This window comes from Planococcus sp. TJ-302, from assembly GCF_058268455.1.
In genome coordinates, this window is sequence record NZ_JBZDOI010000001.1 from 809,259 (window position 1) to 833,666 (window position 24,408).

The 24,408-nt window shown below is 40.5% G+C and carries 27 protein-coding genes and 2 pseudogenes; 3 read left to right on the plus strand and 26 right to left on the minus strand.

What is annotated here, in order from left to right:
• Window positions 1-731: 731 nt before the first annotated feature.
• From AC4EHB_RS04195 to AC4EHB_RS04215, 5 genes are all read right to left on the minus strand, one after another.
• Window positions 732-983, minus strand: a complete 252-nt coding sequence (locus AC4EHB_RS04195; RefSeq protein WP_490974342.1) for a hypothetical protein — start codon at window positions 981-983, stop codon at window positions 732-734.
• Between the two features lie 568 nt (window positions 984-1,551).
• On the minus strand, window positions 1,552-2,022 hold the full coding sequence (locus tag AC4EHB_RS04200; protein WP_490980761.1) for a DUF4288 domain-containing protein: 471 nt from the start codon (window positions 2,020-2,022) through the stop codon (window positions 1,552-1,554).
• A 476-nt stretch (window positions 2,023-2,498) separates the two neighbouring features.
• Window positions 2,499-2,678 (minus strand): hypothetical protein, encoded by a 180-nt coding sequence (locus tag AC4EHB_RS04205; RefSeq protein WP_490980762.1) that lies wholly within the window; start codon window positions 2,676-2,678, stop codon window positions 2,499-2,501.
• A gap of 243 nt (window positions 2,679-2,921) precedes the next feature.
• Complete coding sequence (locus tag AC4EHB_RS04210; protein ID WP_490980763.1) at window positions 2,922-3,371, minus strand: DUF5063 domain-containing protein; 450 nt, start codon at window positions 3,369-3,371, stop codon at window positions 2,922-2,924.
• A gap of 265 nt (window positions 3,372-3,636) precedes the next feature.
• A complete protein-coding gene (locus tag AC4EHB_RS04215; protein WP_490980764.1) occupies window positions 3,637-4,317 on the minus strand; it encodes a hypothetical protein in 681 nt (226 codons plus the stop codon).
• Between the two features lie 261 nt (window positions 4,318-4,578).
• Here AC4EHB_RS04215 and AC4EHB_RS04220 point away from each other — a divergent pair, with 261 nt between their 5' ends.
• Window positions 4,579-4,938: a hypothetical protein gene (locus tag AC4EHB_RS04220; protein WP_490980765.1), complete on the plus strand. Its 360-nt coding sequence runs from the start codon at window positions 4,579-4,581 to the stop codon at window positions 4,936-4,938.
• Window positions 4,939-5,266: 328 nt separating this feature from the next.
• On the opposite strand, the gene AC4EHB_RS04225 is transcribed toward AC4EHB_RS04220, so the two are convergent.
• From AC4EHB_RS04225 to AC4EHB_RS04320, 20 genes and pseudogenes are all read right to left on the minus strand, one after another.
• Window positions 5,267-6,358: a low temperature requirement protein A gene (locus tag AC4EHB_RS04225; protein WP_490980766.1), complete on the minus strand. Its 1,092-nt coding sequence runs from the start codon at window positions 6,356-6,358 to the stop codon at window positions 5,267-5,269.
• A gap of 117 nt (window positions 6,359-6,475) precedes the next feature.
• Window positions 6,476-6,982, minus strand: coding sequence for a DUF3916 domain-containing protein (locus AC4EHB_RS04230; protein ID WP_490980767.1), 507 nt, complete (start codon window positions 6,980-6,982; stop codon window positions 6,476-6,478).
• Between the two features lie 319 nt (window positions 6,983-7,301).
• On the minus strand, window positions 7,302-7,652 hold the full coding sequence (locus tag AC4EHB_RS04235) for an NUDIX hydrolase (protein WP_490980768.1): 351 nt from the start codon (window positions 7,650-7,652) through the stop codon (window positions 7,302-7,304).
• Between the two features lie 361 nt (window positions 7,653-8,013).
• On the minus strand, window positions 8,014-8,418 hold the full coding sequence (locus AC4EHB_RS04240; protein ID WP_490974350.1) for a hypothetical protein: 405 nt from the start codon (window positions 8,416-8,418) through the stop codon (window positions 8,014-8,016).
• Window positions 8,419-8,640: 222 nt separating this feature from the next.
• A complete protein-coding gene (locus AC4EHB_RS04245) occupies window positions 8,641-9,141 on the minus strand; it encodes a HEAT repeat domain-containing protein (protein WP_490974351.1) in 501 nt (166 codons plus the stop codon).
• An 89-nt stretch (window positions 9,142-9,230) separates the two neighbouring features.
• Window positions 9,231-9,686, minus strand: coding sequence for a barstar family protein (locus AC4EHB_RS04250; RefSeq protein WP_490980769.1), 456 nt, complete (start codon window positions 9,684-9,686; stop codon window positions 9,231-9,233).
• 174 nt (window positions 9,687-9,860) lie between these two features.
• Entirely contained in the window at window positions 9,861-10,268 is a 408-nt protein-coding gene (locus AC4EHB_RS04255) for a DUF4279 domain-containing protein (protein WP_490981487.1), read from the minus strand.
• Window positions 10,269-10,381: 113 nt separating this feature from the next.
• Window positions 10,382-10,945: a DUF4304 domain-containing protein gene (locus AC4EHB_RS04260; RefSeq protein WP_490980770.1), complete on the minus strand. Its 564-nt coding sequence runs from the start codon at window positions 10,943-10,945 to the stop codon at window positions 10,382-10,384.
• 355 nt (window positions 10,946-11,300) lie between these two features.
• Window positions 11,301-11,747, minus strand: a complete 447-nt coding sequence (locus AC4EHB_RS04265; protein WP_490980771.1) for a PaaI family thioesterase — start codon at window positions 11,745-11,747, stop codon at window positions 11,301-11,303.
• 38 nt (window positions 11,748-11,785) lie between these two features.
• Entirely contained in the window at window positions 11,786-12,625 is an 840-nt protein-coding gene (locus AC4EHB_RS04270) for an alpha/beta fold hydrolase (RefSeq protein WP_490980772.1), read from the minus strand.
• Between the two features lie 38 nt (window positions 12,626-12,663).
• Window positions 12,664-13,662 (minus strand): NADP-dependent oxidoreductase, encoded by a 999-nt coding sequence (locus AC4EHB_RS04275; RefSeq protein WP_490980773.1) that lies wholly within the window; start codon window positions 13,660-13,662, stop codon window positions 12,664-12,666.
• 126 nt (window positions 13,663-13,788) lie between these two features.
• Window positions 13,789-14,364, minus strand: a complete 576-nt coding sequence (locus AC4EHB_RS04280) for a TetR/AcrR family transcriptional regulator (RefSeq protein ID WP_490980774.1) — start codon at window positions 14,362-14,364, stop codon at window positions 13,789-13,791.
• A gap of 520 nt (window positions 14,365-14,884) precedes the next feature.
• A pseudogene (locus AC4EHB_RS04285) lies at window positions 14,885-15,421 on the minus strand (zinc-binding dehydrogenase); the annotation flags it as partial.
• Window positions 15,422-15,672: 251 nt separating this feature from the next.
• Window positions 15,673-15,918: pseudogene (locus AC4EHB_RS04290) on the minus strand (transposase); the annotation flags it as partial.
• Between the two features lie 144 nt (window positions 15,919-16,062).
• Window positions 16,063-17,418: an MFS transporter gene (locus AC4EHB_RS04295; RefSeq protein WP_490980775.1), complete on the minus strand. Its 1,356-nt coding sequence runs from the start codon at window positions 17,416-17,418 to the stop codon at window positions 16,063-16,065.
• Between the two features lie 142 nt (window positions 17,419-17,560).
• A complete protein-coding gene (locus tag AC4EHB_RS04300) occupies window positions 17,561-17,881 on the minus strand; it encodes a hypothetical protein (protein ID WP_490974365.1) in 321 nt (106 codons plus the stop codon).
• A 209-nt stretch (window positions 17,882-18,090) separates the two neighbouring features.
• Window positions 18,091-19,215, minus strand: coding sequence for a cupin domain-containing protein (locus tag AC4EHB_RS04305; RefSeq protein WP_490974366.1), 1,125 nt, complete (start codon window positions 19,213-19,215; stop codon window positions 18,091-18,093).
• Window positions 19,216-19,266: 51 nt separating this feature from the next.
• Window positions 19,267-19,758, minus strand: a complete 492-nt coding sequence (locus tag AC4EHB_RS04310) for a DinB family protein (RefSeq protein WP_490980776.1) — start codon at window positions 19,756-19,758, stop codon at window positions 19,267-19,269.
• A 1-nt stretch (window position 19,759) separates the two neighbouring features.
• A complete protein-coding gene (locus AC4EHB_RS04315; RefSeq protein WP_490974368.1) occupies window positions 19,760-20,743 on the minus strand; it encodes a fumarylacetoacetate hydrolase family protein in 984 nt (327 codons plus the stop codon).
• A gap of 61 nt (window positions 20,744-20,804) precedes the next feature.
• Window positions 20,805-22,010, minus strand: coding sequence for an FAD-dependent monooxygenase (locus tag AC4EHB_RS04320; protein WP_490974369.1), 1,206 nt, complete (start codon window positions 22,008-22,010; stop codon window positions 20,805-20,807).
• Between the two features lie 220 nt (window positions 22,011-22,230).
• Here AC4EHB_RS04320 and AC4EHB_RS04325 point away from each other — a divergent pair, with 220 nt between their 5' ends.
• Window positions 22,231-22,977 carry an IclR family transcriptional regulator gene (locus AC4EHB_RS04325; RefSeq protein ID WP_490980777.1) on the plus strand — a complete coding sequence of 249 codons (747 nt, stop codon included), beginning with the start codon at window positions 22,231-22,233 and terminating at the stop codon, window positions 22,975-22,977.
• A 261-nt stretch (window positions 22,978-23,238) separates the two neighbouring features.
• Here the strand turns inward: AC4EHB_RS04325 and AC4EHB_RS04330 are convergent, their stop codons facing one another.
• Window positions 23,239-23,721 carry a hypothetical protein gene (locus AC4EHB_RS04330; protein WP_490980778.1) on the minus strand — a complete coding sequence of 161 codons (483 nt, stop codon included), beginning with the start codon at window positions 23,719-23,721 and terminating at the stop codon, window positions 23,239-23,241.
• Window positions 23,722-24,140: 419 nt separating this feature from the next.
• Here AC4EHB_RS04330 and AC4EHB_RS04335 point away from each other — a divergent pair, with 419 nt between their 5' ends.
• On the plus strand, window positions 24,141-24,374 hold the full coding sequence (locus AC4EHB_RS04335) for a hypothetical protein (protein WP_490980779.1): 234 nt from the start codon (window positions 24,141-24,143) through the stop codon (window positions 24,372-24,374).
• Window positions 24,375-24,408: the final 34 nt, after the last annotated feature.

Sequence of the window (24,408 nt, forward strand, 5' to 3'; positions counted from 1 at the left end):
GCTGCGGTGTAAGTCGGCCACTCCCAGAATTGAACCCCTTGAGCCACAACAAAGCGATTCATAAACATTTCTAAGTTAAGGTTCAAAGCTTGAGGCCTTTCATCGTTATCAATTCAGCAAAGATAATTGGGGTCTTCATTTTCAACCGATTCTAGACTGATGGCCACGTATTGTTCATCACTGATTCCAATTGGTAAGAAACGAGGATACACTTCCATGTAATGGAGATGCTCTTTCAGTTCTTGAACTGAAAACACTTGCAATCCGCCTCCACCATTGCCTCCTAAATCCGGAACGAATTGATAGATTCTTGCTCAGTTGTATTCCAGTAGAAAAGCGCAATGATCCTTTGGTAGTTATTGCCCAATCTGTCTTTCAAATTGAGTAATGACCGCTTCCTCGTAAGGAGGGATAACTGTAGTAGTAATCCTAGAAATTGAGCCGTTGTGATGTATTAACATTCGTTAGTTGTTGCTATCCACTGCTATTAGAACTACCTCCATAATCTCTTTTATGCCCATATGATCACCCCTCTAATAATGTTTCCCAAAGCCACTATCCTATTACTAAAGATAGATTTGGCGTGTGGATGGCCTTAAAGTGAATGTGATTAACTAACGAATTTGCTGCCGTAATTGTAACTAACTTTGTATTAAGTTACATTCAAATTCACAAGAAAGACCCACTAATTTTTAGTGAGCCACTGAATTGATATATAATTTGATTGGTAGCTATTTCGTCATTCCTCTAACTAAATCGCTAATTAGAAAATAAACTCCACCAGCAAAAAGGAGTACACTAATTATAAGTGGTAAAGTCCCGATTTCCTTTAATGCTGTAGCGAATACGCCTTGGGTTTTAGAATAGCCATTTGTCGATACATAAAAAGAATAAACAGCCGCAGCCACTAACGTAAGGCCAAACAAAATAACTCCTGATAATACCCCAATTCCACCTACTATTGTCTGTTTTATTCCATTCATCCCCCTAGTTTATCAATTGGTTTATATTGTATATTCATTATAGGCTGAAGAAATTCCTTTTAGTATCAATTTAAAAGATTTATCCCTTTTTAGTTAATTTTGAATGTAACTTAATTCACATTATGTAAAATTCAGAATCAGGAAGAAATTTCAGGAAAAAGCTTTAAACTTTAGTTTTCAAAAAAAAATGAAACCTTACTGGAAATAAATTGGTATAGTAATAACAAACATTTTGAAGTGGGGGCGAAACAGAGATGACTGAAACAAGTATAAATATAGGCGATACTATATTTACAATTGGATTTTTTGGTGTACTGATCATTGCAGTTATTATTATAATTTTCTTTGTGAGAAGAAAAAAATAATAGAGTTATTTTATGGCCTTATACGCAAGGAATCGTTGATTCCATGCGTATAAGGCCATATCTATATGTGAGTGTAACTTAATTGTACTTTTGTTACATTCAAACTGGTGGGACAGCTCTTCTTTTCGAACGCGCTTACTTAATTAAGTACGGAGATATCCTTCGATGGAGCTTTTTCAAATGCTTGAACATTCAACAATTCTTTAAGTTGCATCTGGTCTTGTATCACCGTCTTTATTTCTTAGAGGGAAATTCTTGTCGATTAGCTCTTCTATCACCGTTTCTGGGTAGTAATGCGATATGACTTCTTCTGTGGGTATATCTGGAGGAACAATTAAAAACCGCGCATATACTTCCGTACCAATTTGAATTTTTTTAACAAATAACTCAACACAATGGATTAACTCCACGAATTTCCATTCCACTTTTTCACCGTACGGATTCAAGTAATCATGTTGCTGCTTTTTAGCTTCCTGTTCACCAAAAATATTAGCCAGATCAATAGAAGGGGCCTTTACGAGCAGGATGCTTTCCTCAAACATTTTATCGTCATTTGGAAAATCTTCATCCATCGTTTCTGGAGCAGGCTCACCTGAAATGATGCATTCATACAAGACCTTGACGGCATACCAGTCCCAGTCACTGCTTATTTTTTTCCGAACTCTTTTTTTCATGTTCTTCCCCCTCTGAAATTCAGGTTATCGTAGTCAATCTCTTCTCTGTAAAAATTCGCAATGGACTGACGGTGTAGATAAGCTCATTTTGGATGTTCGCAACCTAATCTAACAAGCCTTTTTCGAAGTACGTTTAAAAATAGATTCTCTCGGACCACTGGAATATCCTTCCTCATCAAGTTTATGGAATGGCTCTTTAATAAATAGCCTGTATGTAGTGAAAACTTGAAGCATGAACCATTTAGAAATTCCTTAATAAAGCGTTCGTAGAAGAACTCTTTTTATAGAAAAAGAGGGAAAAACATTGCTAATCAGCACTGCTTCCCCTCTTTGTATTTTGCTGCTAAAATAACTACTGTTTCTGTTAATTACTGATATGTAAACTGCACTTCTACTCAAGTCTTTTTCCCTTTCCGCTTGATAAAGGAATGAACGCTGCATATTTTCCGGGCAAAATAGAGATGCTCCTGTATCTATTAAGAACCTTCAATGTTCTTGAGTTGTTCATGCAAATCCCACTTCTTAGGCTTTTGTTTCTTATCGAACCATTTGGCACCGTTTTCTATCCACTCCGTCCGGTAAGATTCAATCGTATACCCCAGTTCGTCGTCATCGTACCCTGGCTGATAACCGCAACAGCGACAAATCAAGCTCACGTCCGGGATGCCCTCTTGGTTGTATAACGGACCGGGTAACCGATCGTATCCACAGACCAAACAGATAAATGATTTTTTATTAAATAACATCTTATCTCTCCCTGCCACCTTTCTTTTTGAGGATCTATTGGCTGCGCTTTTATTGCATTCGATGTCCTGCTTTTACCTATGGATAGTTCTTTATCAAGTCATGAACTCCTAAAGGGGGCAAAAGGTGACGTAAACTTTGAAATCAAGTAGAGATTATAAGGAGTTGATGGAATGCAGCGCACGGATGGCACTTGTGGCATGCTCACCCCAATGTACTTCGAAGCCGAACTTCCACTCCCATACCGCTTCAATGCCATTGCCCTGCCCATATAAAATTAGTCCTTTCTTAATGTCTGTATATATACCTGTAATATCGTCATCCAGACACCCGTTCACGGGAGTTTCATCGTGATAAGGGTCGAATATCTCCATGTATACGTTATATTTCTGGAAGTCGACTTCCGGCAGTGGAAAATCCACATCGACCGAATGCCCTTCTTCAGATTCGACTTCCGGCAAGTCGAGGGCTGCTGTATACAGTCGAGAAAGAATTCTTAACAGTTTGCTCAAACTTTCCTTCTCATCTAAAGAACTGCATGAATCGATAAAGTTACAATAGGCTATAGCTACAGCTAGAAACGCTTCCACTTCTTTATTTTGCATCCTCGCACTCCACCCTCCTATGAGTTAATTTTTTCTTTAACAATCACACTATTTTCTTTATTATTTAGTTCGCTGAAATCCCTCGTTCTCCTTTTTAATGACCTCTACTGCTGTTTCAAACCATTCGTACACTTACACGAACGAAAAAGGGAAGATACTTCATAAAAAGTCTCTTCCCTATCGATAATCGTTCATATGTAAACTCACAAAAACCTTGACTAAAAGCTTAAGAATTACCGTCTAATGACCCTTGCACTTGTTAGTGTCAGTACAGTCCTGTGCCACTTAATTGCACCATGGTTTTAATGATGTACCTTTTTCCAAGCTCCTCCTCATCAAAATTCTTTTCGTCGAATGTCTGACCCCTCTCCCTGAAAAAAGTATGCCATTTTCCGTCTTTCTTGTAATAATGGAAGCCTTCAATCAGCGGATCCCTCATCGAGTCACTTTGCGGGAGTCCATGGTTTAAAGCGTAGTCATACACTTCCTCCATGCTGACTGTAAAGACTTCAGCATATTCGCGAATTCTCATATCTTTCACACCCAGTGTTTCACAAGCAAATTGTAAAGCGTTTCCATAGAGCAAGATTTGTATTTGAGTTTCTTTATCGACTAGATCTCTCACCTTCTTTTTTGACGCTTCCATAATCCAATGGCTTTCTGGTAATGCGGTTTCGTCAAACAAGCCCCGAAGATGTCCAATTGCCTCATGCCAAGTGGAAAACACCGTAAAAGGATACGGCATTTCGCCTTCTTCTTTCCACACCGCCCATTGACCGTCAGGAAGTTCTGTCGTAAACCAACAGTTATCCCCCTGCGTAAAGAAAATGGCATAGGTATTTCCTTGAGCTTCCTTCCATGTTTTATAGCCTAATAATGATGCGAAATCTGTTGCTGATAGCCCGTAATCTCTAGAAAATAATTTCCTTAAAAATTTTCCAATCATTCTAAAAGCCCTCATTTCATTTTTGTCCTCTTTGTATTAATTACGAAGGAGAATGCCCAACTACAAACAATTTCATATGAAACTGAGACAAATAACATGCGTGACTTGAACTATGCAAGTCTCATTAAGTTTATAGGAGTTGATCCCGTTATGGTACTGTGTACATATTAGTGAAAGTTCCTATTCTGAACAACCAACTTCATTTTATGTGAACGAAATGCATGAGTAATAACACCAACAGGGCTTTTAAGGAGGATACTGATGAGCTTATTTTCGAAATTCAGTGAAGCGAAAGTTAAAAAAATGACGAATAAGAAGTTGTATGAGCGACTGACACGATTTAACAATGAAAAAAGTCCGGATTTGAAAGCACTAACGCTAATTCAAGCCGAAATCGCTCAGCGAGATCCAGCAGAATATGAATTGGGGAAAATCGAAGCAGAAGTAGAAAAGTCCCACCGATATGCCGTAATGGAGACTACTGACATCCTCTTTCTGGAAATCAAGTATAACGAGGACTATCTCGCCAAGCCAGAATCCGAAACGGACCCATACGAGCGCAAGCTTCGATCCGCCAAACTTGAAATGATTCAGAAAGAATTAGGCCGTCGAACAATTTAGGACAATGGCTTAACGAAGATAAAGACACTGGCTGAAAAAGCATCAGGCGTTAAGAAATAAGTTTTCCATTTGAAATTTAAGAACGCGCTTAATTTCACTTTTTTAAAGTGCTTGTAAAAGTACACTTTTATAAACAAAAGGAAGAAAAGAAGCTAAATCTTTCACTTCTTTTCTTCCTAATAAGGGGCCATATGCAACCTTATAAAAACTGCAAGTTTCCATCAAAAACAAATATATAACTTTAGTTAGTTTTAGACAAGATAGCACGACAGAATTAGCGGCATCGCGCCTTTATTCTTTAAGTATTCTTGTGATTCTTGCAGAGGTACTACTTTGTGGTAATGACGGTATAGAGAACGAAAAAGACCAGTAGCTCAGACAATAAGACCAGTTCAGAAACTGGAAAAATAAGATTGGAAACTAAAAAAATCGTTAAAATAGCGAGGAATAGCAACAAATGCCAGACCGATAGCCGATGCGCAGGTAAGCGGTATTTATGAAAAACGACTGTCGTCGCCAGAAAGTAGGTTAAGGCAGTGCCAAATGTTAGGATCAAGAAAAAAGTCGGGTTGACTTGATACAGGTAGCTCATTTGTATCACTGCCGCAAAAAGGCTTAAGGCCATGAAAATAAACAAATGGCCATAAATGATGATTTGCCCGGAAGTGACCGCCTCTTTGTCAATTTTCTTCTCGAGATTATCAAAGTATTGCCACCACATGGAAATGATCAATAAAAACGCCAAGAAAATAACGGCTACTTCCCTCCAAAGGAATTCTTCCGTCTCGAATATGGCGACCAAGCTGACAATTGATTCCCCGAACAAAATAATCGTCAATAGGCCAAAACGTTCCAGCAGGTGCGGCGTGTTGACCGGTACTTTTTTTAAGTACCTTCTATTTAGTATGGGAACTGCTATATCTACGAATATGCCCAAATAGAGAAGGAAATACCTGACCCAGCCCTCAAAAAAGACCGATGAAAGAGAAATGGCTATGCCAATCAAGAATCCATACCCTAAATGTTTGGCGACATCGCGCTTTGCTCCTTGCACCAGATGGATGGTCTGGATGTATTGAAGGGCAGTCACAAAGCGAACGCCAATGTACCCTGCTAAAAAAGGCACATAATAACTATCAAAATCCGGAGACAGACTGGCTGTTAATACAACCATAAAAAACATCTGCAGGATCATAAATATTCGATGAGAAAGGATATCTTCGCCAAACCGATTCGTATAAAGCGTCTGCCCTACCCAAGACCACCAGATCGGAATAAAAATCAGGACGAACTTGGCCAAATATTCTAGAGGAATAACGCCGTCTTCTAAATGCAGTAATACATGAGTAGCTTTGGCGATGGCAGCAACAAAAATCAAGTCGAAAAACAATTCTAACCACAATACTCGTTTATGGATCATTCCTTCGCACTCCTTTGAAGTTATTAGATAATTTATCATAAGTTACATTCGATTCCCTGTTATTTAGCATTTTTTCTGATGAAAATTTGGTCATGGAAATTTAATGGACCTTTTAGTTTATTTGATTTCCCCTACAAACCAGATTTCACTTTCATAATAACCGTCCTCATCATCAATAACTTCTTTAAAACCGGATGTGGCTGAATCGCCAGGAACAGTTAAACCCCATTCAGTCTGAATGTTTCTGTTATCCGAGAGAGGAATCCATTTTTGATAGTCATCATCCCTGTTAAAAAAATCATTGAAATGAGACTTACCTTTGAAAATGATGATTTGCGAATTCCACAAACTTGGTAAATCAATTGCGGCAACCACACGATATTTCTCTTTATCATATGGCTGTAGTCCTTTAAGATATTCAACGCGATCCAAAAGCATTTGAATGCAGAGCCGTTTTACCTTCCATGGAGTTTTATCGGAACTTATAAAATCTTGAGCAACCGGTAAGTGCAAATGCCAGTACCCGTTGGAAAATTCTGTTGGAAAAACCATTGTGTTTTCTTCAATTTGTTTGACCATATCCTCAGTCTTCCGTTTAATCCCTCGCACTTTTTTCTCGCGCATATATAATTTCTCCTCACTTTCAGTATCCTGCTTAATAATGTGCTGGAATGAATACGATCCAAACTTATTAGAATTGAAGGTAACTTCATTACTATTAAGTTACATTCAAAACATAGATTTCTTAAGATTTATTTAAAGCTGATTTTGCCATAAAGTAGGCACTTGCCGTAAAGAGCTGGGTTTCTATAACTTTATCTTTCATCAAATTGCCGAACTCTTCAAAGTCGAAAACTTTAACGTTAATATCTTCTGTATCCTCCAGCTGTTGATCGGTGGCTTTGAAAGCTTCTGTAATGAGGAAGGTTTTGACTTTATTATCCTAAGTTGCCGGATTCACCATGTAATCACCTAATAAAATTGGCTTTTCCAATGACGTATAGCCTGTTTCTTCTTGAATTTCCCTAAGGATGCCCTCTTCATAAGTTTCATTTTCTTCTATTTTTCCTGCAGGAACTTCTAAATAGAAGTTCTGTCCCCCCTGCCTGTATTGTTCTACAAGGACGATTTGATTTTGGTTGGTAATGACAACTGCATTTACCCAATCAGCATACTCATTTACATAAAAATCGTCGATAATCAATCCATTTGGAAGTTTACATTTATCTTTTCTTAGATTTCCGAATCGAGTTTTATAAAGGTAATCCGTAGATAGCGTTTCCCATTTCTTCATCCTTTATCCCCTTGTGAATATGTAGTTGAGCAGAAGTATTAACTTAAATTAAAGAGAATTGAATGTAACTTAACTGCACTAAAATTACATTTGAACTGGTGAACCCCTTTTTTCTATATGTCTATGCACCGACATTTGAAAATTCTTTAATTAGAATTTGATCTTGCATAAAATTCTTTGAATCTTAGAACGAATTTATGCTCTTTCTCTGCTTTTGCATGATCTGTAAACTGTTCCGTTTTAATTTGACTCCTGCAAGCACTTCAGGAGACCGCCATTTTTTTAAAATAAAGACCCCACAGCCTAATTGAAAGTTTACTCAGTCTGTAGGGTCTTCACTTGATTTGTTTTTTAAAATCTCTTAAGGCGCAAACCCATAATACAAAGAAATATGCATATAAAATCCAATAACAGCTGCAATCAGAAAACTGATAGTAAATAACGGAATAACAACCAGTTTAGTTGATCTTGCTACTTCTTTTCGCATTATTCCTTTATACATCGACACAAATAATGCGAAGAATAGAGGAACTGCAAAGAGAAAATAAAAGACATCAATTAAATTAGAGAAAAGAGCAATTGTTTTATCATCTTTTGGAGCCATGGCGTAATACCAATACAGGTAAACTAAAAATATAATTTGTGCAACTACTGAATAAATGAAGAGTGGTATTCTTAATCGACCTAATGACCGGAGTTTCCAAAAAATGAAACAATAAATGAATCCTAACAGGATTCCCAAGTAAGTATTTTCAGGGAAAAACATATTTCCTCCTTCAGGTTGCGTACGTTGTTTTTTAGATTGTATAAATTCCTTATGTGCTAGATTACTTAAGAAATTTCTTTGAAAGAAAAATGAGCACCACCAACAAACGGCGAGCCTAGGAAATTCAACAGTTTAAATGTATCTTTTTTCTAGTAATTTTAGTTTTTTCGTTTTTTCTGAAAAAGACAATGGAATGGTAAAATGAATGTAACTTACTTTGTATTAAGTTACATTCAAATCAAACAGAAAATCTAATACATCTATATGTAATTCTTGTTGTCTTTCAATTTCGTTTAGCTGCTCTTTTACCTTTTGAAGGGATTTTAGTAAGACATCAGCAGGTACTTTTCCATCCATGGATTCTAGGAGTTGATAAGCCATCCCCTGTACTTCAAAATTTCCCGTTAAAAACTGCTCGACGATTGAATCTAAATGCTCCGTGCAATCAAAAGGTTCCAAAGCGTATAACAAAGTCCCTCTACTTCCGAGTGTCTTCGGATCATTAATCAAGTCGATCAGGGGAGAAATCGCTTTTTCATTCCCAATATCCCGCAAAGCAATAGCTATTGCATTTCTTATCCCTGGATTTTGAGTTAGCGTAATGTGCTTTATCAGTATGGAGACTAACTCGTCATGTTGATCAAAGGAAATTTCAGTTATTAATCTTTCAACTTCTTCTACATCGTTTTTCTCAAGTGCATTTTCGAGCAGATTGATGTTCATCGTTCTCTCCTCACTCTCGTTCTAAAAGTGGCTTTAAGCCAATATGAATGTAACTTAATTCACAATAAGTCACATTCACTTTATTTAATTTATATCCCTCGATCTTTATCAAACCACTCTTCCCCATTCCACTCGGGGACCATTCCGCCTATAGCAGGGATCGATATTTCCGGATCAGTTGAATGAATAAAACTCAATAATACTTTTCCTTCAAGTAAAATTCTCCAGGAGTTTATCTGGATAATCTCTAACAGTTCAATGGCCAATTCAGGATGTTTCGCAAGGAAGGACTGATAATGAGTGAAAACCAACAGAATGCCCGTATTGTTTATTGGTAAATCAGATAGACAATCACTAAACGCATTTAGGTTTTCACCGTAGTAAGCTGGAAAATTCAACTTCCTCGCAACTTCTTTATGGAAAAGCTCTTCATCCCATGCTCTACAATCAAACCGAACTATCTCGAACCCCTCAGCTTCAATTTTTCTACTGTTTTTTTCTAAAATGTCGGTTCTGCTAAACAAGATTATACTGCCGTTTAGCATCAATTCTTTCCACTTCGCTGGTTTCGTATCTATCTTTTCCTTCTCCTATCTTTCTTATTTTAGTAGGTATTTTGGAAATACTTCCTCTATGATGCCACTTTTTAAATTTCTTAAAAATAAAGGTTGTGAATGTAACTTGCTTACCAATAAGTTACATTCAAAACACATAAATCTTTAGCTGTATATGTAAAGGTCAAACTGTATCTCAGCATCTACGGTACTAGCAAAATTAATAATGTCTTTTTCAAAATACATAGCAGGTTTCTCATTATTTTCTATTCCTATGACAATCATAAAAATATACGTTAATTCATATTCTTCTTTTAGCCGGATTAAGTTTTTCTCTTTTCCTTCAAGCGAACGCAAAAGTGGCTTAAGTTGATCATTGATGTCAGATGATTCTTGATATCCTGTACTCAATGTCCAGTCGGTTTCTATCCTTCTTCTGATTCCAGATGAAGTAGTAGTGCTGGTTTTTTTGATAAAATCTCCTTTGACATATGTTTCAGTTGGTTGAATGGCGAGTTCTTCAGTTATTTTCTCAGGTTGGAAGTGGTCACCAATTATGCTGAAGTAAGCCATCACTTTTGTAACACCCAAACGGTCTCCCCCTTTGTACAAGCAGCAAAATAAACTAGCTCTTTTTATCTGTGAATGTAACTTAACTGCACTTAAGTTACATTCACAACCTTTTATTAAATCAAGGCAACATATAATCTTTTTTGCTCTTGCCTGAAAAGCTGATCATACTCTTTAAACTTTGAATCCAGCTTTAAATGTTCTGCAAAGAACTTTGCTTTGTAATACTTTTCCAAACAATCATGCTCCTTTTCAATTTCCCGAAATGCGTGCTCTATTTCTATGTTTTTCCTTAACCAATCGATTCCATCGGTTAAGAATGACTGTTTCACATTCTCAATAACTTCCTCAACATTCGAACCATCCGGTTCAATCCACCAGAGATCTTTCCGTTTTTGCTCTGCGGGATTGGATAAGCTGTATATGTACTTCATCTGATCAAGCGCGGAATGCAATTCACTTTGCAAGTGACATTGATGCGATTTGGGAGAGAGTCTTCCATCTTCCTCAATTTTTATCCGGTCATTATTCACTGGAATAAAGTTATAGTAAATACCTAAATCAACGAGTATAGACATAGGCGGCCATCCCGTTACATCTGAAAAATATTTTCCTGCCGCGGTGATATTTAACACCCATATCGAATGGTCAATCCACGCCAAATTAGTTCTTGTATTCACTTTAGTAAATCCATTCTCATTCAAGGGCAGACGACAATATTTCTCTAATAACTTTATTTATTTCAGGAGAACCAATCATTGTGAAACCTCCAATTTAACTTTCTAAAAAGTACTCGAAACAGTTAAATAGTAATTGTATAAATTCATTGATTTGAAGTTCCGAATTTTTTCGCATCAAATATTTTAAAATTCTAACTCTTAATATACTATGTAAGGAATTAGATAACGAGTAAATTCGGTAAATATTACCGTTCTTAAAAGTACACTTTTACAAAAGAAAAGGAAGAGTAGATGCTAATCAAATCGCATCTTCTCTCCCGTTGTATTTAGACAGCTTCTGATAATCCCTCATATATTAACTATTTCTTTCTCTTTTCTGATTGGAATTCCCTTTCAAAACCATACAAGTACTCGTTGAATGGGCGACCAGGCTCCCTTTTTCATCGTAGATGTGGCATTCCAGTAATCCGATTGTGCCGCCCTTTTTGATTATTTTCCCTTCAGCCCGCAGTTTCGATTTAAAAACCGGTTTAAGGAAATTCAATTTAAATTCCACCGTTGTAAACAATTCGTCCTCAGCAAGCGTACTGACGAAGGAATATCCCATCGCTGCATCTGCTATATCACCCAAGATTCCGCCATGCAGCGTGCCCATCGGATTATGTAACCTTTCAGAAGCTTCCAGTTCGATGACCACTCTGCCTTCTTCTGCCTCTACCACCTCAAAGCCGAGCACTTGCGCAACCGGGGCACCGGGTAATTCACCCGTCATCATTTTCTGTAATCTTTCTAAGTGACTCATACTCCACAACTCCTTTTTCCAATTAAATTCTTCTGATTCTACGCATTAAGAAAAAGCTTTACATGTTCGGCAAACAGCCGCGGATATTGGAACAGGTGTCCATGCCCGGAATCCGGATAAATAATCAGCTGTGCATCCGGCAATTGCTGCGCCAGAATGTAACTGTTCTCCGTAGGAACCATAATATCGTCAATGCCGTTCGTCACCAGCACCGGGTGCTTAATCTGATGGATCCGGTCGTAGGATTGGTTATGCACCCGCTCACTCCACTGCGCCAGCGCCTTTGCTTGCGCAATCAGTACCTGCGGTGAACTGTCCACTTTTTTCTGTTCCATAATCCGCTTCAGTGATGCGGTTCCAGCTGCGCGGCTGCTTTCGGTCGGATGATAAAAAAGGAACATGAAGTTTTCGAAGGATTTAGCAGCATTATCACTGCTCGCTGCCATGACTACATCGTGCCGCGTTTTAAGGCCGACGCCGGATTGCGGGGCGGTACCCGAAAGGATTAAACGGCGAACCAAATCCGGCTGTTGCAATGCTACTTCCTGGGCAACCATTCCGCTAATTGAAAAGCCCAGAATATCGACTTGCGGTAAGCCAAGTGCTTTGATGAAGGATGCTGCGTCTTTGGCCATTTCAGCGATAGTGGAAGGTGTTTCCCCACTGGATTCACCGACCCCTGTATTATCGAAAAGGATAATCGGTCGATCATTGGCCAGTGATTCAATAAGCTCAGGATCCCAGTTTTCCATGGTTCCGCGGAAGTGGATAAAAAATACCAGGGGAATTCCTGTTTCTTGGCCAAACTTTCGATAGGCAAACCGGATACCTTCTGCTTCGACATAACTTGATTCAGTTGGAATTTTAACTATTGCCATTGTCTTCTCTCCTTTTGAACGTTTCGTTCGAGTAGTTGTTACTTCATAGTTAAGATGATTTTTCCTTTAGCTCTTCCCGATTCCGCATATTCCATCGCCTTCTGAGCATCCTCAAAAGAAAAAACACAGTCAATTACCGGTTTAATTTTTCCGGATTCGATAAAATCGGCAATAATGCGTAATTGTTCTCCACTTGATGTCATGAACAAATACGTATATCGGACATCATGCTTTTTTTCAAGCGCAGTAAGTTTTTTACTTACTGCGGAGAGCAGCATCGTTTTTATAAATCCTAATCCCCGTTCCTTAGCAAAGCGAGCATTTGGCAATCCTGCAACGGATACAATCTCTCCTCCGTTTTTTATCACACGAAATGATTTTTCCAGATTCTCGCCGCCGAGTGTATCAAATGCGGCATCATAATTTTTCAGGATGTTTTCAAATTTGTCTGCTTTGTAATTGATGATTTCGTCCGCACCGAGAGATTTGACTAAACCCGAACCGGCTTCACTCGCCGTGGTTGCCACGTAAGCACCCATTGATTTCGCCAGTTGAATCGCAAAGGTTCCAACACCTCCAGCCCCAGCATGAATCAATATTTGTTGGCCTTCTTGCAATTGAAGGATATCGTGCAAGGCTTGGAATGACGTCAAGCCAACCAGTGGGATCGAAGCCGCTTCCACGAAGCTCAAATTTCCAGGTTTTAACGCGATATCCTTTTCATGAATGGAGATATATTCAGCAAAGGTCCCAATTTTTTTCTCATGCGGCCGTCCATATATTTCATCGCCTACCCTAAAGCGGGTCACTTTTGCACCAACCTTTGCTACAACACCGGAAAAGTCATTCCCGAGGATAAGGGGCATTTTATAGTCAAGCAGCAATTTCACCTCCCCGTTGCGAATCTTTGAATCCAGAGGATTCACACTTGCTGCCCGTATTTCTGCAAGCACCTCGTATTCGCCAACTTCAGGTAAAGGCATTTCCATCAAACGCAGTGGTACCTTACCATACTTATCAATAACCATCGCTTTCATTTCTGCACCTCGATTTTCCTGCGATTCATTTTCAAATATCTTTTCAGGATCCTGTTAAACCAAAATAGAGTTAAACATGCCCAAAATTCAAGAACGTTCATTCTCAAATAATCAAAAAAAGAGAGCTTAATCCAAGACGGATAGTGTCGTATCGATAATGCTTTCTAATTTTTGTCGATCATCGGTCGTTTTCGTCAATACGCGTAATCCCACCAACGAATTATGGAGAAACACGGAGGTTTTTGTAGCATCCAGGGTTTCGGGTATTTCTCCCAACTCTTGGCCACTCACCAAGAGTTTATACAGCAAATGTTCCGTCTTGGAAAAGCTGTCTACAACCTTTTCCGCCACTTCTTCGTCATGCAAGGATAATTCAACGGCAGAATTCACGGTCAAACAACCCTTTGGACCTTGTCCGCTGCGAAGTATCGTTATCTCAAACAAACGCCTAATAGATTGTTTAACTGAATCCAATGGTTTTATTTGCGAGTTCATGCTGCTTCCTACCATCTGTTCATAGCGTTCCAATGCTTTCAGGTATAGCGTGTGCTTGTCCCCAAACGTATCGTAGATGCTTCTGCGGTGGATGCCCATATGCTCAACCAGATCTTGCATGGAGGTCTTTTCATAGCCCTGTCTCCAAAAAAGTTCCATCGCTTTTTGTAACACTTCATGTTCATCATATTCCCTGTTTCTCGCCATGCGGTTTCTCCCTCTTCATTCATTCACAAGATTTGAGAACAATCATTCTTGTTTCTTTAAAATGATTCCTCACCTTCTTGCAACTTACACTATCATTTTGAGAACGATTAGTAAAGAATAAAAATTTCTGCTTAAATGGTTCGTCATTTTGAAATTCAAATCACGAATATTTATTTCCCTTACTATCTTTATGATTAATACCAATTCAAAATAAAAAGAACTGTATGCTGTAAGGAGCATACAGTTCCGTCTGTTTTAAATCTCTTCAGAAGTTGACATTTTATTCGTTCTTGCTTGAACAAGTAAGTATCAACCTATAACAACAAGGATTAAAACAGCACAGATAAGATATAGTTTTTAAAAGCCTACACTCGAAACAAGGAGACCTAAAACCTTGCTACTTCTGCTAGACCAATTGACTCTGAATAGACTGAAATAAACGAAATAATACTAGCATATGCAAAGGAGGTCAAAGCAGCTATGAGCGAAATTGGTAATGCTTTAGTTTCTATTAAATCATTATATGAGGGAAAACGGTTGTAGAAACTTCACTGCCCCCTGTGAAACCGCAGGTAGCTACAGATCCATCATACTTCAATGTACTTAGGATGTACTGGAGGGTTTTTCCTCCAACAGGATCAATCGCTGCCGACCATTTTTCTTCACGCACTGGCTGATTGTCGCTATCTGTAATGTCATCACGGTGAATGATTTGTTTAGCGCCTAATCTTTTCAAATATTCTTCCTGACCTGTTCCCTGTACTCGCCACCACTTCATAGCCTTTTTTAGCTAAGATGCAACACTGCCTACTCCTCCTGTTGCACCAGCTACCAGGACAGGTCCATCACCAGGTTCTAATCCGTTGGCTTCCAGTCTTTGAATGGCGATTGCAGCAGTTAAGCCAGCTGTCCCAAGAATCATGGCTTTCTTTAAAGATAACCCTTTTGGAAGCGGAACCACCCACTCTGCCGGAACCCGCGCAATTTCATTGAAGCCACCAAAATGGCCTGTCCCTAACTGGTAGCTCGTAACAATAACTTCATCATCTTGGATAAAGGAACGCTCAGGAACTGACTGCCATAAAAGCCATGCAAGAAGTTGGAGTTAAAAAGACTCGTTTTATAAATTGGTAAAAGTGCTCGAAAAAGAGACAGCTAAACTATATAGAAGAAACTCAATATAGAACTAGAGAGAGTAAAAATATACTTCTCTAGTTCTATATTTTTTACACTAAACACACAGGCATTATCTAAAGCTCTGTCACTTTAGTTAGGTCCGCAAAATCGGGTAAAATCGGGTACATTTTTCTAACCGTATTTCATCAATTTTTTCTTGCTATAAAGCGTCTTCACTTGGTGTATGAGGACAAATCTCATCAGGCGAAAAGCAAATTGCTTCTTCGGAAAGATCTGAATAACATATTCTCTGTCGCGCACCTCCTGGTTCATGTGTTCCAAGGAGTTAGTGCTCGGGATATGGAGTTTCACCGGCTCATACATGTATTGAATAGTGTCATCAGATGCTTTATACAAGATAGCGAGTGCACTTATATAATTGATGGAGTCCTTTTTTATTTTTCCAATTATACAGAGTTAATTCATTTTATAGAAAATACATTCTAATACTACCTAAAGCATCAAAAATTCTTTCTACCCGTAAAAAAACGTCTCAGCTATCCATGTAACCCCTTTATTCCACTATCTTCTCAGCTCACTATCTACCTCGAATGCGGCAGCTGCTCTTTTACTTTTGGCATGTGACTCTTTTTCAGGAACTAGTGCCAAAGCGACCGCTGCAATCACCCCCGGTATGGCGAAGGCAATAAAATTCATTTGAATCGGCAAACTGATTGATAGCAGGAATCCACCAAGTATCGGGCCCAGCATACCGCCGATACGCCCGATGCCGGAAGCGGTTCCTAGTGCCGTCGAGCGGATATATGCAGGGTAGTATTGGGATACATAGGCTTGGACAATATTTTGTGCCCCGATTGTGGCTGCTCCAGCAATCGCCACCAAGATGTAAATGATGATGATATTGCCGCCGAAGCCGAGCAATGTCAGAACAATTGCACCTGAAGCGTACATCGGCACCAACATTTTCTTGGTTCCATATTTATCGCAGAGACGTGCAATGATCAAGGTTCCTACGATGGCTCCTCCCTGCAGCGCAATGAGGAAGCCGAGGCTTGAATTCAAGCCGTAGCCTGCGTCCATCATCAGCTTAGGCAGCCAAGTATTCAACCCATAAACCATCAACAAGCAACTAAAGAAAGCAATCCAGAACATGACGGTGCTGAAGCCGCGCTTGTCTTTGAACAAACCTGCAAGCGGCACTTTCGAATCGGATTTTTCCAGTTCCAGAATTTCATCACTTTCACTGAATGTCGAACCTGGACTGACCTTCGATAAAATCGAGATCAATTCTTTTTTATTGCCGGTACGGATCAAGTGGCTTGCGGTCTCCGGCATATGCTTGTACATGAGCGGAAGCAACAGCAGCGGAAGTCCGGCAACCCAGAATATCGATTCCCAACCGAATTGAGGCATCAGATAGATGCCAAGCAATGGCGCCATGATGCCACCGACTGAATAACCACACAAGACAATCGATACTGTCATGCTTTTCATCGATTTCGGTGAATAATCTGTCAGCAATGCAATGATATTTGGCATGATGCCGCCAAGTCCCAATCCTGCCAAGAAGCGGAAAGTTGAGAACATGGTCGGTGTATTTGCAAAGCCGCATAATAAAGTAAATAAGCTGAATAGGATCACCGTCAGGACAATCACTTTTTTGCGCCCGATGCGATCCGCCAAAGTTCCGAAGAAGATGGCTCCGAACATCATGCCAAACAACCCATAGCTGCCCATCGCGCCTGCTTCTACCGATGTCAAATTCCATTCTTCAATCAACATCGGCACAACGGTTCCATAGACAACGAGATCGTAGCCGTCAAAAGCGATGATCAGAAAACTCCATAACAGTAAACTTAAATGAAATCGATTGAATTTGCTGTTGGCGATTATTTCATTCGTATTGATGACTGTCAAATGATTTCCCCCTTAAATTACAAATCTTCTGCAAGAATCCTATTTTCCGTACAATCTCGCTCTTTCCCTTGGTAAACCTGGCCATATTTCTCTTGGACAAACCAGATCACAACTGCCGCAATAACGCAGGGAATTGCAAATTTCATGAAGTTTGTCTGCAGCGAAAGATGCTATAGGAATTTGCGACAATCTGTGTTCCAGTAGTGGAGCCAGCGGCAAGTGCAATCAATAAGTAGAACAAAACCATGCTCGGTTTAAAACTCAATACCGTCAATGACACAAAGGCAATGAGGAAAAATATAACCAGGGTTTTTTTAGTGCCGAAGCAGTCGGCCAATTGTCCTCCAACAATTGCGCCAACTACTGCTCCGATATTCAAAGCTAATAGGAAAGTTAGGCTTGAACCCAGTGGGAACCCTGCATCCTGCATGATTTTTGGCAGCCATGTGCTTAAGCCGTACATGACGAATAGGCACATGAAGAAGCAGAGCCAGAATAATGTAAATGAAAGCGGTTAAATTTCAAAGAATCCGTAATTTTCGTTATATCCGTCGCACCTATATCTCTAAACCCCTATCCTGTTTTTCTACTCTCGCTGTATAAAGCCCTTTTAGAGAAAAGAAACGCTGTGCAGGCTTCCGAATAGACGAAAGCTTGCACAGGCGTTTTAGATTAGCGGAATGCTTGTGTGAATTCACCTGTCACTTTTTGATGGCCGTTATTTTCTTCGAGCACCTGGCCCTGTTCCAATTCGAATCGGTCCATAATCGGCAAGTCGTTTACGGAGAACAGATACGAATCCTCTTCAGCGAAATGTTCATGCCATGCCCAGTTTGGAACAACAAAGTAATCGCCTTTTTTCCAGTCAAAGCGGACCCCATTGATGACTGTGTAGCCCACACCTTTATAGGCATGGTAAATGACCGAATGCGTGTGGCGGTGTGCTTTAGTATGAAAGCCTTTCGGCAAATGCTGCATGCGTGAGCCCATCGTCGGGTTCGCTGACTTGCCAGTTGATGGATTGATGTATTCAACAGCGAATCCTTCATATGGATCTGCGTCAAAGTTCATTAAGCCTTTGATTGCTGCTTCGGTGCCGCTCCATCTGTAGTTTGCCAATGGCGCGATTGTATATTTGGCATCGCCTACCGGACGGACCATGCCGCCTGCGTAACGAAGTTCAGAGAAATTATCAGGAACATCCGGCTGCTGAAGACCACCTTCAAATGGTTCGAAGAACGTGCCGCCGATCGAATAGATCGTCGGGATATCCAAAGCGTCCATCCAGATCATCGGCTTGTCGCCAACATGGCCGTGGCCGTGCCACAGATTTTTCGGAGTCGTCAGGAAATCGCCCTCGTGCATATAAATGCGTTCGCCCTGAACGATCGTGTAGGCGCCTTCGCCTTCCGTTACAAAACGCAAAGCACTTTGTGTGTGGCGATGTGAAGGGGCTTCTTCTCCAGGAAGCAACAACTGAACTGCTGCGTATAGAGTTTGCGTTGTCGATGCCCAGCCCCAGGGCTGGCGATAGGTCAATCCAGGATTTTGGAAATAGATGGCACGGCGTTCTCCGCCGCGGTCCGGCGTAAAGATTTCAGCCGCTTCCATCAATTTCTTGTTCATTAACTCACCGCTCCACAAATACGCTTCTGCTTGTGGTTTCGGTGTTTTATTCATGATTGCTGGAATCGCTTCCCACAACGGGCCTAAATTATACTGTTGGATATCCGCTGTAAAATCTGAGACTATAGAGCTTTTCATAAACTCCTTTGTTTCCTGTGAAGCTTCTGCCATTTCAAACACATCCTCTTCTTCAGTTTTTGATGCCTATCTATTTACAGCTTCTTATGCTAATTTACTGATATTGCGCTGAACTTGTCCGACATGCTTTTGAAGATGCTCATCGATAAAATGTCCGATAATGAAAGACACCGGCTTGTTGCCGAATTTCTCGAAGTTGCGGTGCGGGTTTTCTGCCTGCAGCTGATCTTCCGTCAAGTTGCCCAAACGGTCAGCCACTTGCTGTTTATTGTTTTTCAATTCGTCCAATTGTACTTGTACGTCAAGTGCATCCGGGTTTCCCACTGCCGCGAGACGTGCAGGATCAGTCAAGCCGCGTCCCCATTTAGCGCCAGGCTCTGCCAGTACACGTTCTACTTCGCCTAACCAGTAAGGAGTCGCTTCGTTTAAATGCGATACAACTTGCAGGATGGACCATTCTTCCGGAGTTGGGTTCCAGCGGATATCCTGCTCAGATAATCCCGATACATCAGATAGAATCTGGTCGATTGACTTTTGGATGCTTTCGATTGCTTGCGTATTTGTTGCTGTTGTCATGTTATTTGCCCCCTTGAAGAACCAACGTTTTTTCGTCTGCTTCTGCTGCTGCCTGTGAAGAAACTTTGTTTTCCAAAACGCCGACTTTGTCGATTTCAATGCGCACGACATCGCCGTCTTTCAGGAATTGTTGAGGGTCCATAGCAACGCCTACGCCTCCTGGAGTTCCCGTCAATACCACATCACCCGGTTCAAGTGTTGCCAGATTCGAAATAAAAGATACTAATTTCTGTACAGAGAATACCAGGTTTGCTGTATTCGTCTGTTGTCTTACTTCTCCATTGACCGACAATTTCACGCCAAGTCCTGATGGGTCCGGCAATTCGTCAGTTGTGACCAACCATGGACCTATTGGTGCTGAACCGTCTACCGTTTTCCCTTGCAGCCATTGAAGCGTTCGGCGCTGAATGTCGCGGTATGTCACGTCATTGGCGATTGCATAGCCTGCCACGTAATCGAGTGCATCTTCTTCTGATACATTGCGTGCCTGCTTGCCGATGACGAAAACGAATTCCGCTTCGTAATCCAATTGCTCTGAAATCGGGTGGAATGGAATATCGTCTTCCGGTCCGATCACGGTATTAGCAAATTTAGCGAATAAAACCGGATTCGATGGCAATTCGCGTCCCATTTCCAGAATATGCTCGCGGTAGTTATGGCCGACACAAATGATTTTTCCTGGCTGTGTTACCGGTGAATTGACTTTTACGTCTTTTTTCGCATGAATCAATGGACGGTTAAAGCTTTGAGGATTCGCAAGTGCAAATTCCACTGCTACTTTGGCAAGTTCCAGGCTTTCTTTACCCCCTTGCAAAAACCCTTCCATTTTAGCTGGAATATAAGCTTCAGCGATCGATTCGAAACGGTATTTCCCTTCGCTCTTCAGCTGTGCCTGGTAAGCGTAGTTCAAGTCCACGACTTTTTCCCCTTCAACGATTGCACCGATACGTGAAAAACCTGCAGTTTCAAATGTAATTAATTTCATAAAAATCTCCTTCTCTAGTCGTTTTTGTCAAGCTTTATTCGCCAGTTCTTAAGATTGAATGTCAGTTCAAGCCGACTTTGCTTTTTTTATAACCATGAAATTTATCGACAAATCCGTAATCCTGAGGACCGCGGGCTGAGAGAATTGTGTTGCGCAAAAGAATGGTCTCCGGCTTTTCAGCGTGAATAATTTCTCCCCATACACGTGCGTTATTTTGGACCTCAGTTGTTCTTGGAATGCGCTCTTCCTGGTATTCCTGAAATGCGGTCTCAATTTGATCGCCATGCTTTTCGATCATATCCGCTAAATAAGAAGCATCTTCCAACGCCTGACAAGCGCCCTGCGCCAAATACTGAAGCATCGGATGCGCAGCATCTCCTGATAACGTGACGCGGCCTTTTGTCCAGTTCTTGATTGGTTCGCGGTCATACATTGGCCATCTCTTCTGGCGCTGGATAAAGCCGATCGCCGTTTGGACAGGTTGGCATGTGCCTTCGAATACCCGATCCATTTCTTCCGGAGTTCCCCACTGGTCCGTGAACTCGATTTCCTTGCGGTAAGTATCGCTCTTGAATACAACCACTTGGTTGTATAACTCATTGCGGCGTACCGGATATTGAACCAGATGGAAGTTTGGCCCAATCCACATATAAACGTCATCCATGCTGCCAACATCCGTAACATCTTCCATAGGAATCGCACCGCGGTAAGCTACGTATTCCGAGCAGACCGGCTGATCCTCCACAAATAGCTTACGTGCTTTTGACCAGATGCCATCTGCTCCGATTGCCGCTTCCCCTGTGTGGACATCGCCGTTGGCCGCTGTGACAGTAACTGTATTGCCTACTTCTTCTGTGCTGACGATCGACTGATCGGTGATCAATTCAATGTAAGCGTTTTCTTGACACTTATCATATAGCGCTTTATGAAGGTCTGAACGATGCAACACGATATATGGAGAACCGTATCTTTCTTTATAGGCATCACCCAAATCCAGTGCAGATAATTCATTGCCGGTAAAAGCATCCATCAGTACAAGGCGTTTTGGGAAAACCGCAATATCGTTCAGTTTTTCCATAACACCAAATCTTTGCAGAACGTTCGTTGCGTTGGCTGCCAATTGGATGCCTGCTCCGATTTCCAAAAATTCCGGTGCCTGCTCAAGCACTTTCACATATTTTTTGTTTTCTGCAAGTCCTAATGCTGTCGCCAATCCGCCTATGCCTCCACCGATTACGATGAGTGGGTTGTTTTTATCGTTGCTCATGTTCATTCCTCCTGTTAAAAATTTTGGATTTAAAGCGTTTTCATAACACTTATATGTTCGTTTAAATTCCACTATTAATGAACTTAGTACACCATTAGTATATTAACGATAAAAAAGAATGTCAAGATAGAATTGTCTGTGAATTAAAAATAGGTTTTTTGGCCCTCTTCATACTTTTTGTTATACTAGGAATGATAATCACAAAGGAGAAGAGGCATTTATGGATATCCCTAAAGACGGTTCGACCATTCAATCGCTAAAAATTGGCATTGCCATCATCGATATCATGATGGCTCATGGCAAGCCTATGCGCTTCAATGAAATACAGGATGCTACAAAGATGACTAAAAGTAATCTATATAAATACATGAATACATTGACGCAACTCGAATTGCTGATACGTGAAAATTCGACCGGCCTGTATCATTTCGGCCCGAAGCTAATCCAATACGGTGCTGCAGCAATCGGCAATCAGGACACCATCGAAGTGATCACCCCTTACCTAGAGAAAATCAGCGAGCATACCAATTGCTCGGTGCTGTTTGCAGTTGCTACGACAAATGGACCGGTCATCGCAAAAATTTGGCAGCCAAGCCAGTCACTCAATATCGGTGCCCAAATTGGCACTTTGTTGCCAATCAATTCGTCCTCCGGTAAGATTTTTAACGTATTCCACAACAAAGTTGTAACAGAAAATTGGCAGCTGGCAGCTAATCCTGCGATGGTCGCTGATGACGAAGAATTCAAGAGCATCATGGAAACCAAGATTGCATTCGCTTCGGAACCGCTTGTCGCATCGATTTCTTCGGTTTCTATTCCTATTTTGGATTATTCACAGGAATTGGTCGGCACCCTGACTATGGTCGGTTTTAAACCGGATATTCCAAAGGACATCCACAATCCAATTAGCCGGTATTTATTGACAATCCAGAAGGAAGTTTCCAAAGCATTCGGTTATTCAGCTTAAAAAAGCCGCATCCTCCAGAAAGGAGGATGCGGCTTTTTCATTTAATTGAAGAGAATGTTTGAATCGGAATGGATTAAGTCCATATAATTGGACAAATAAAAAAGAACCCCATCAATCTTATAAATGTCTCGCTTTCTTGGACAAGAAATTTGATGACACCATTCAATACATGAATGAGCCGTTGAACCTCCACTTATCTGCACATAAGTTACATTCGTTTCACTGAAGCATCCGTTGTTTTGCGTTGTTACGTATACTTCATTAATCAAGGTGAGGAGATCGCGCATCTTCCATATACAAGCCGTCGATCCTTCTAAGTTCCTCGATAATGTCCTCCGTCAGGCTTTCGCCCACAAAATACATATAGTAATCGTATCCGAAATGGACCTCAAACTGATTTTTGGCAACCAGTCTCCCCCAGACCTCTTCCCTGAGAATCATCTTAATTAACTCCCTGACCAAGCTTATGTGAATGGTCTTGCCTTCGGACAAGTTTAATGCGGTTTCATGTGAATGATTTTCCAGATCCAGCAGTTTCAGATGATTGACCCCAGTTTTTTGCATGAGTACTTCAACAGCTCGGATGTATTTTTCTTCGGTCGCCAGGTATTGCTCCATTGTAAAAATTTGGCCATGATACGTCTTCCCGACATCAAATATACTGGTCCATTCATCCACTAAGGTGTAGAGGCCCTTCGCGTCCCTGTTTCGAGGATTGTACTTTGTGACACGTATGGATTTCATTCTCGTCCTTCCTCCCTATACAATTCATTCTTTTTTTTCCTTTAAGAAGCGTCCATCAAAAAAACTATTTCTTTACATCTGCTAAGCCCTAAACTTTTTTACTTTTTTATTTTATTATAGATTATCACTTCAAACAGATACTTATTGGTAGATTGTTGAATTTGAAGAGGGCCCTAAAAACCGTTCGTAAAAGTACACTTTTAAAAACCAACAGAAAGATAAAACGATTAAATAAAGTAATTTCTATTTCCTCTTACTTCAACTAAGTTTTTGAAAGTTCGCTGGAATATTTCATTGCTGTATCATTTTTCGCTTTCGAGTGTTAAAGGAGTTTAGTGTGTTATGCTGGAATAAATTGGTTAAGTTTGGATTCTCTAGACTTTTCTTAGTCACTTTCCGAAGCGAAAGGAGAATGCCTCATGAAAAAGGAACATATTCAAACGCTACTGGAAACCATCTGCCAATACAACAATGTACGCATTACCCAAATTTTCTCTAAAGATGACACCGAAGGGCTTCTCGTAAAATGCATACCAGACACCCAGATCCTTGAATTGACCTATCTGCAGACTGGAACCGTCGAGCACTATGAATCAATCAAAGAAGCAGGAGAAGTGATTTACAACTCGCTCTATTCTTCGATGGTTTTCTAAATTTATACTTGATTGGTTAACGTAAAAGGAAGAC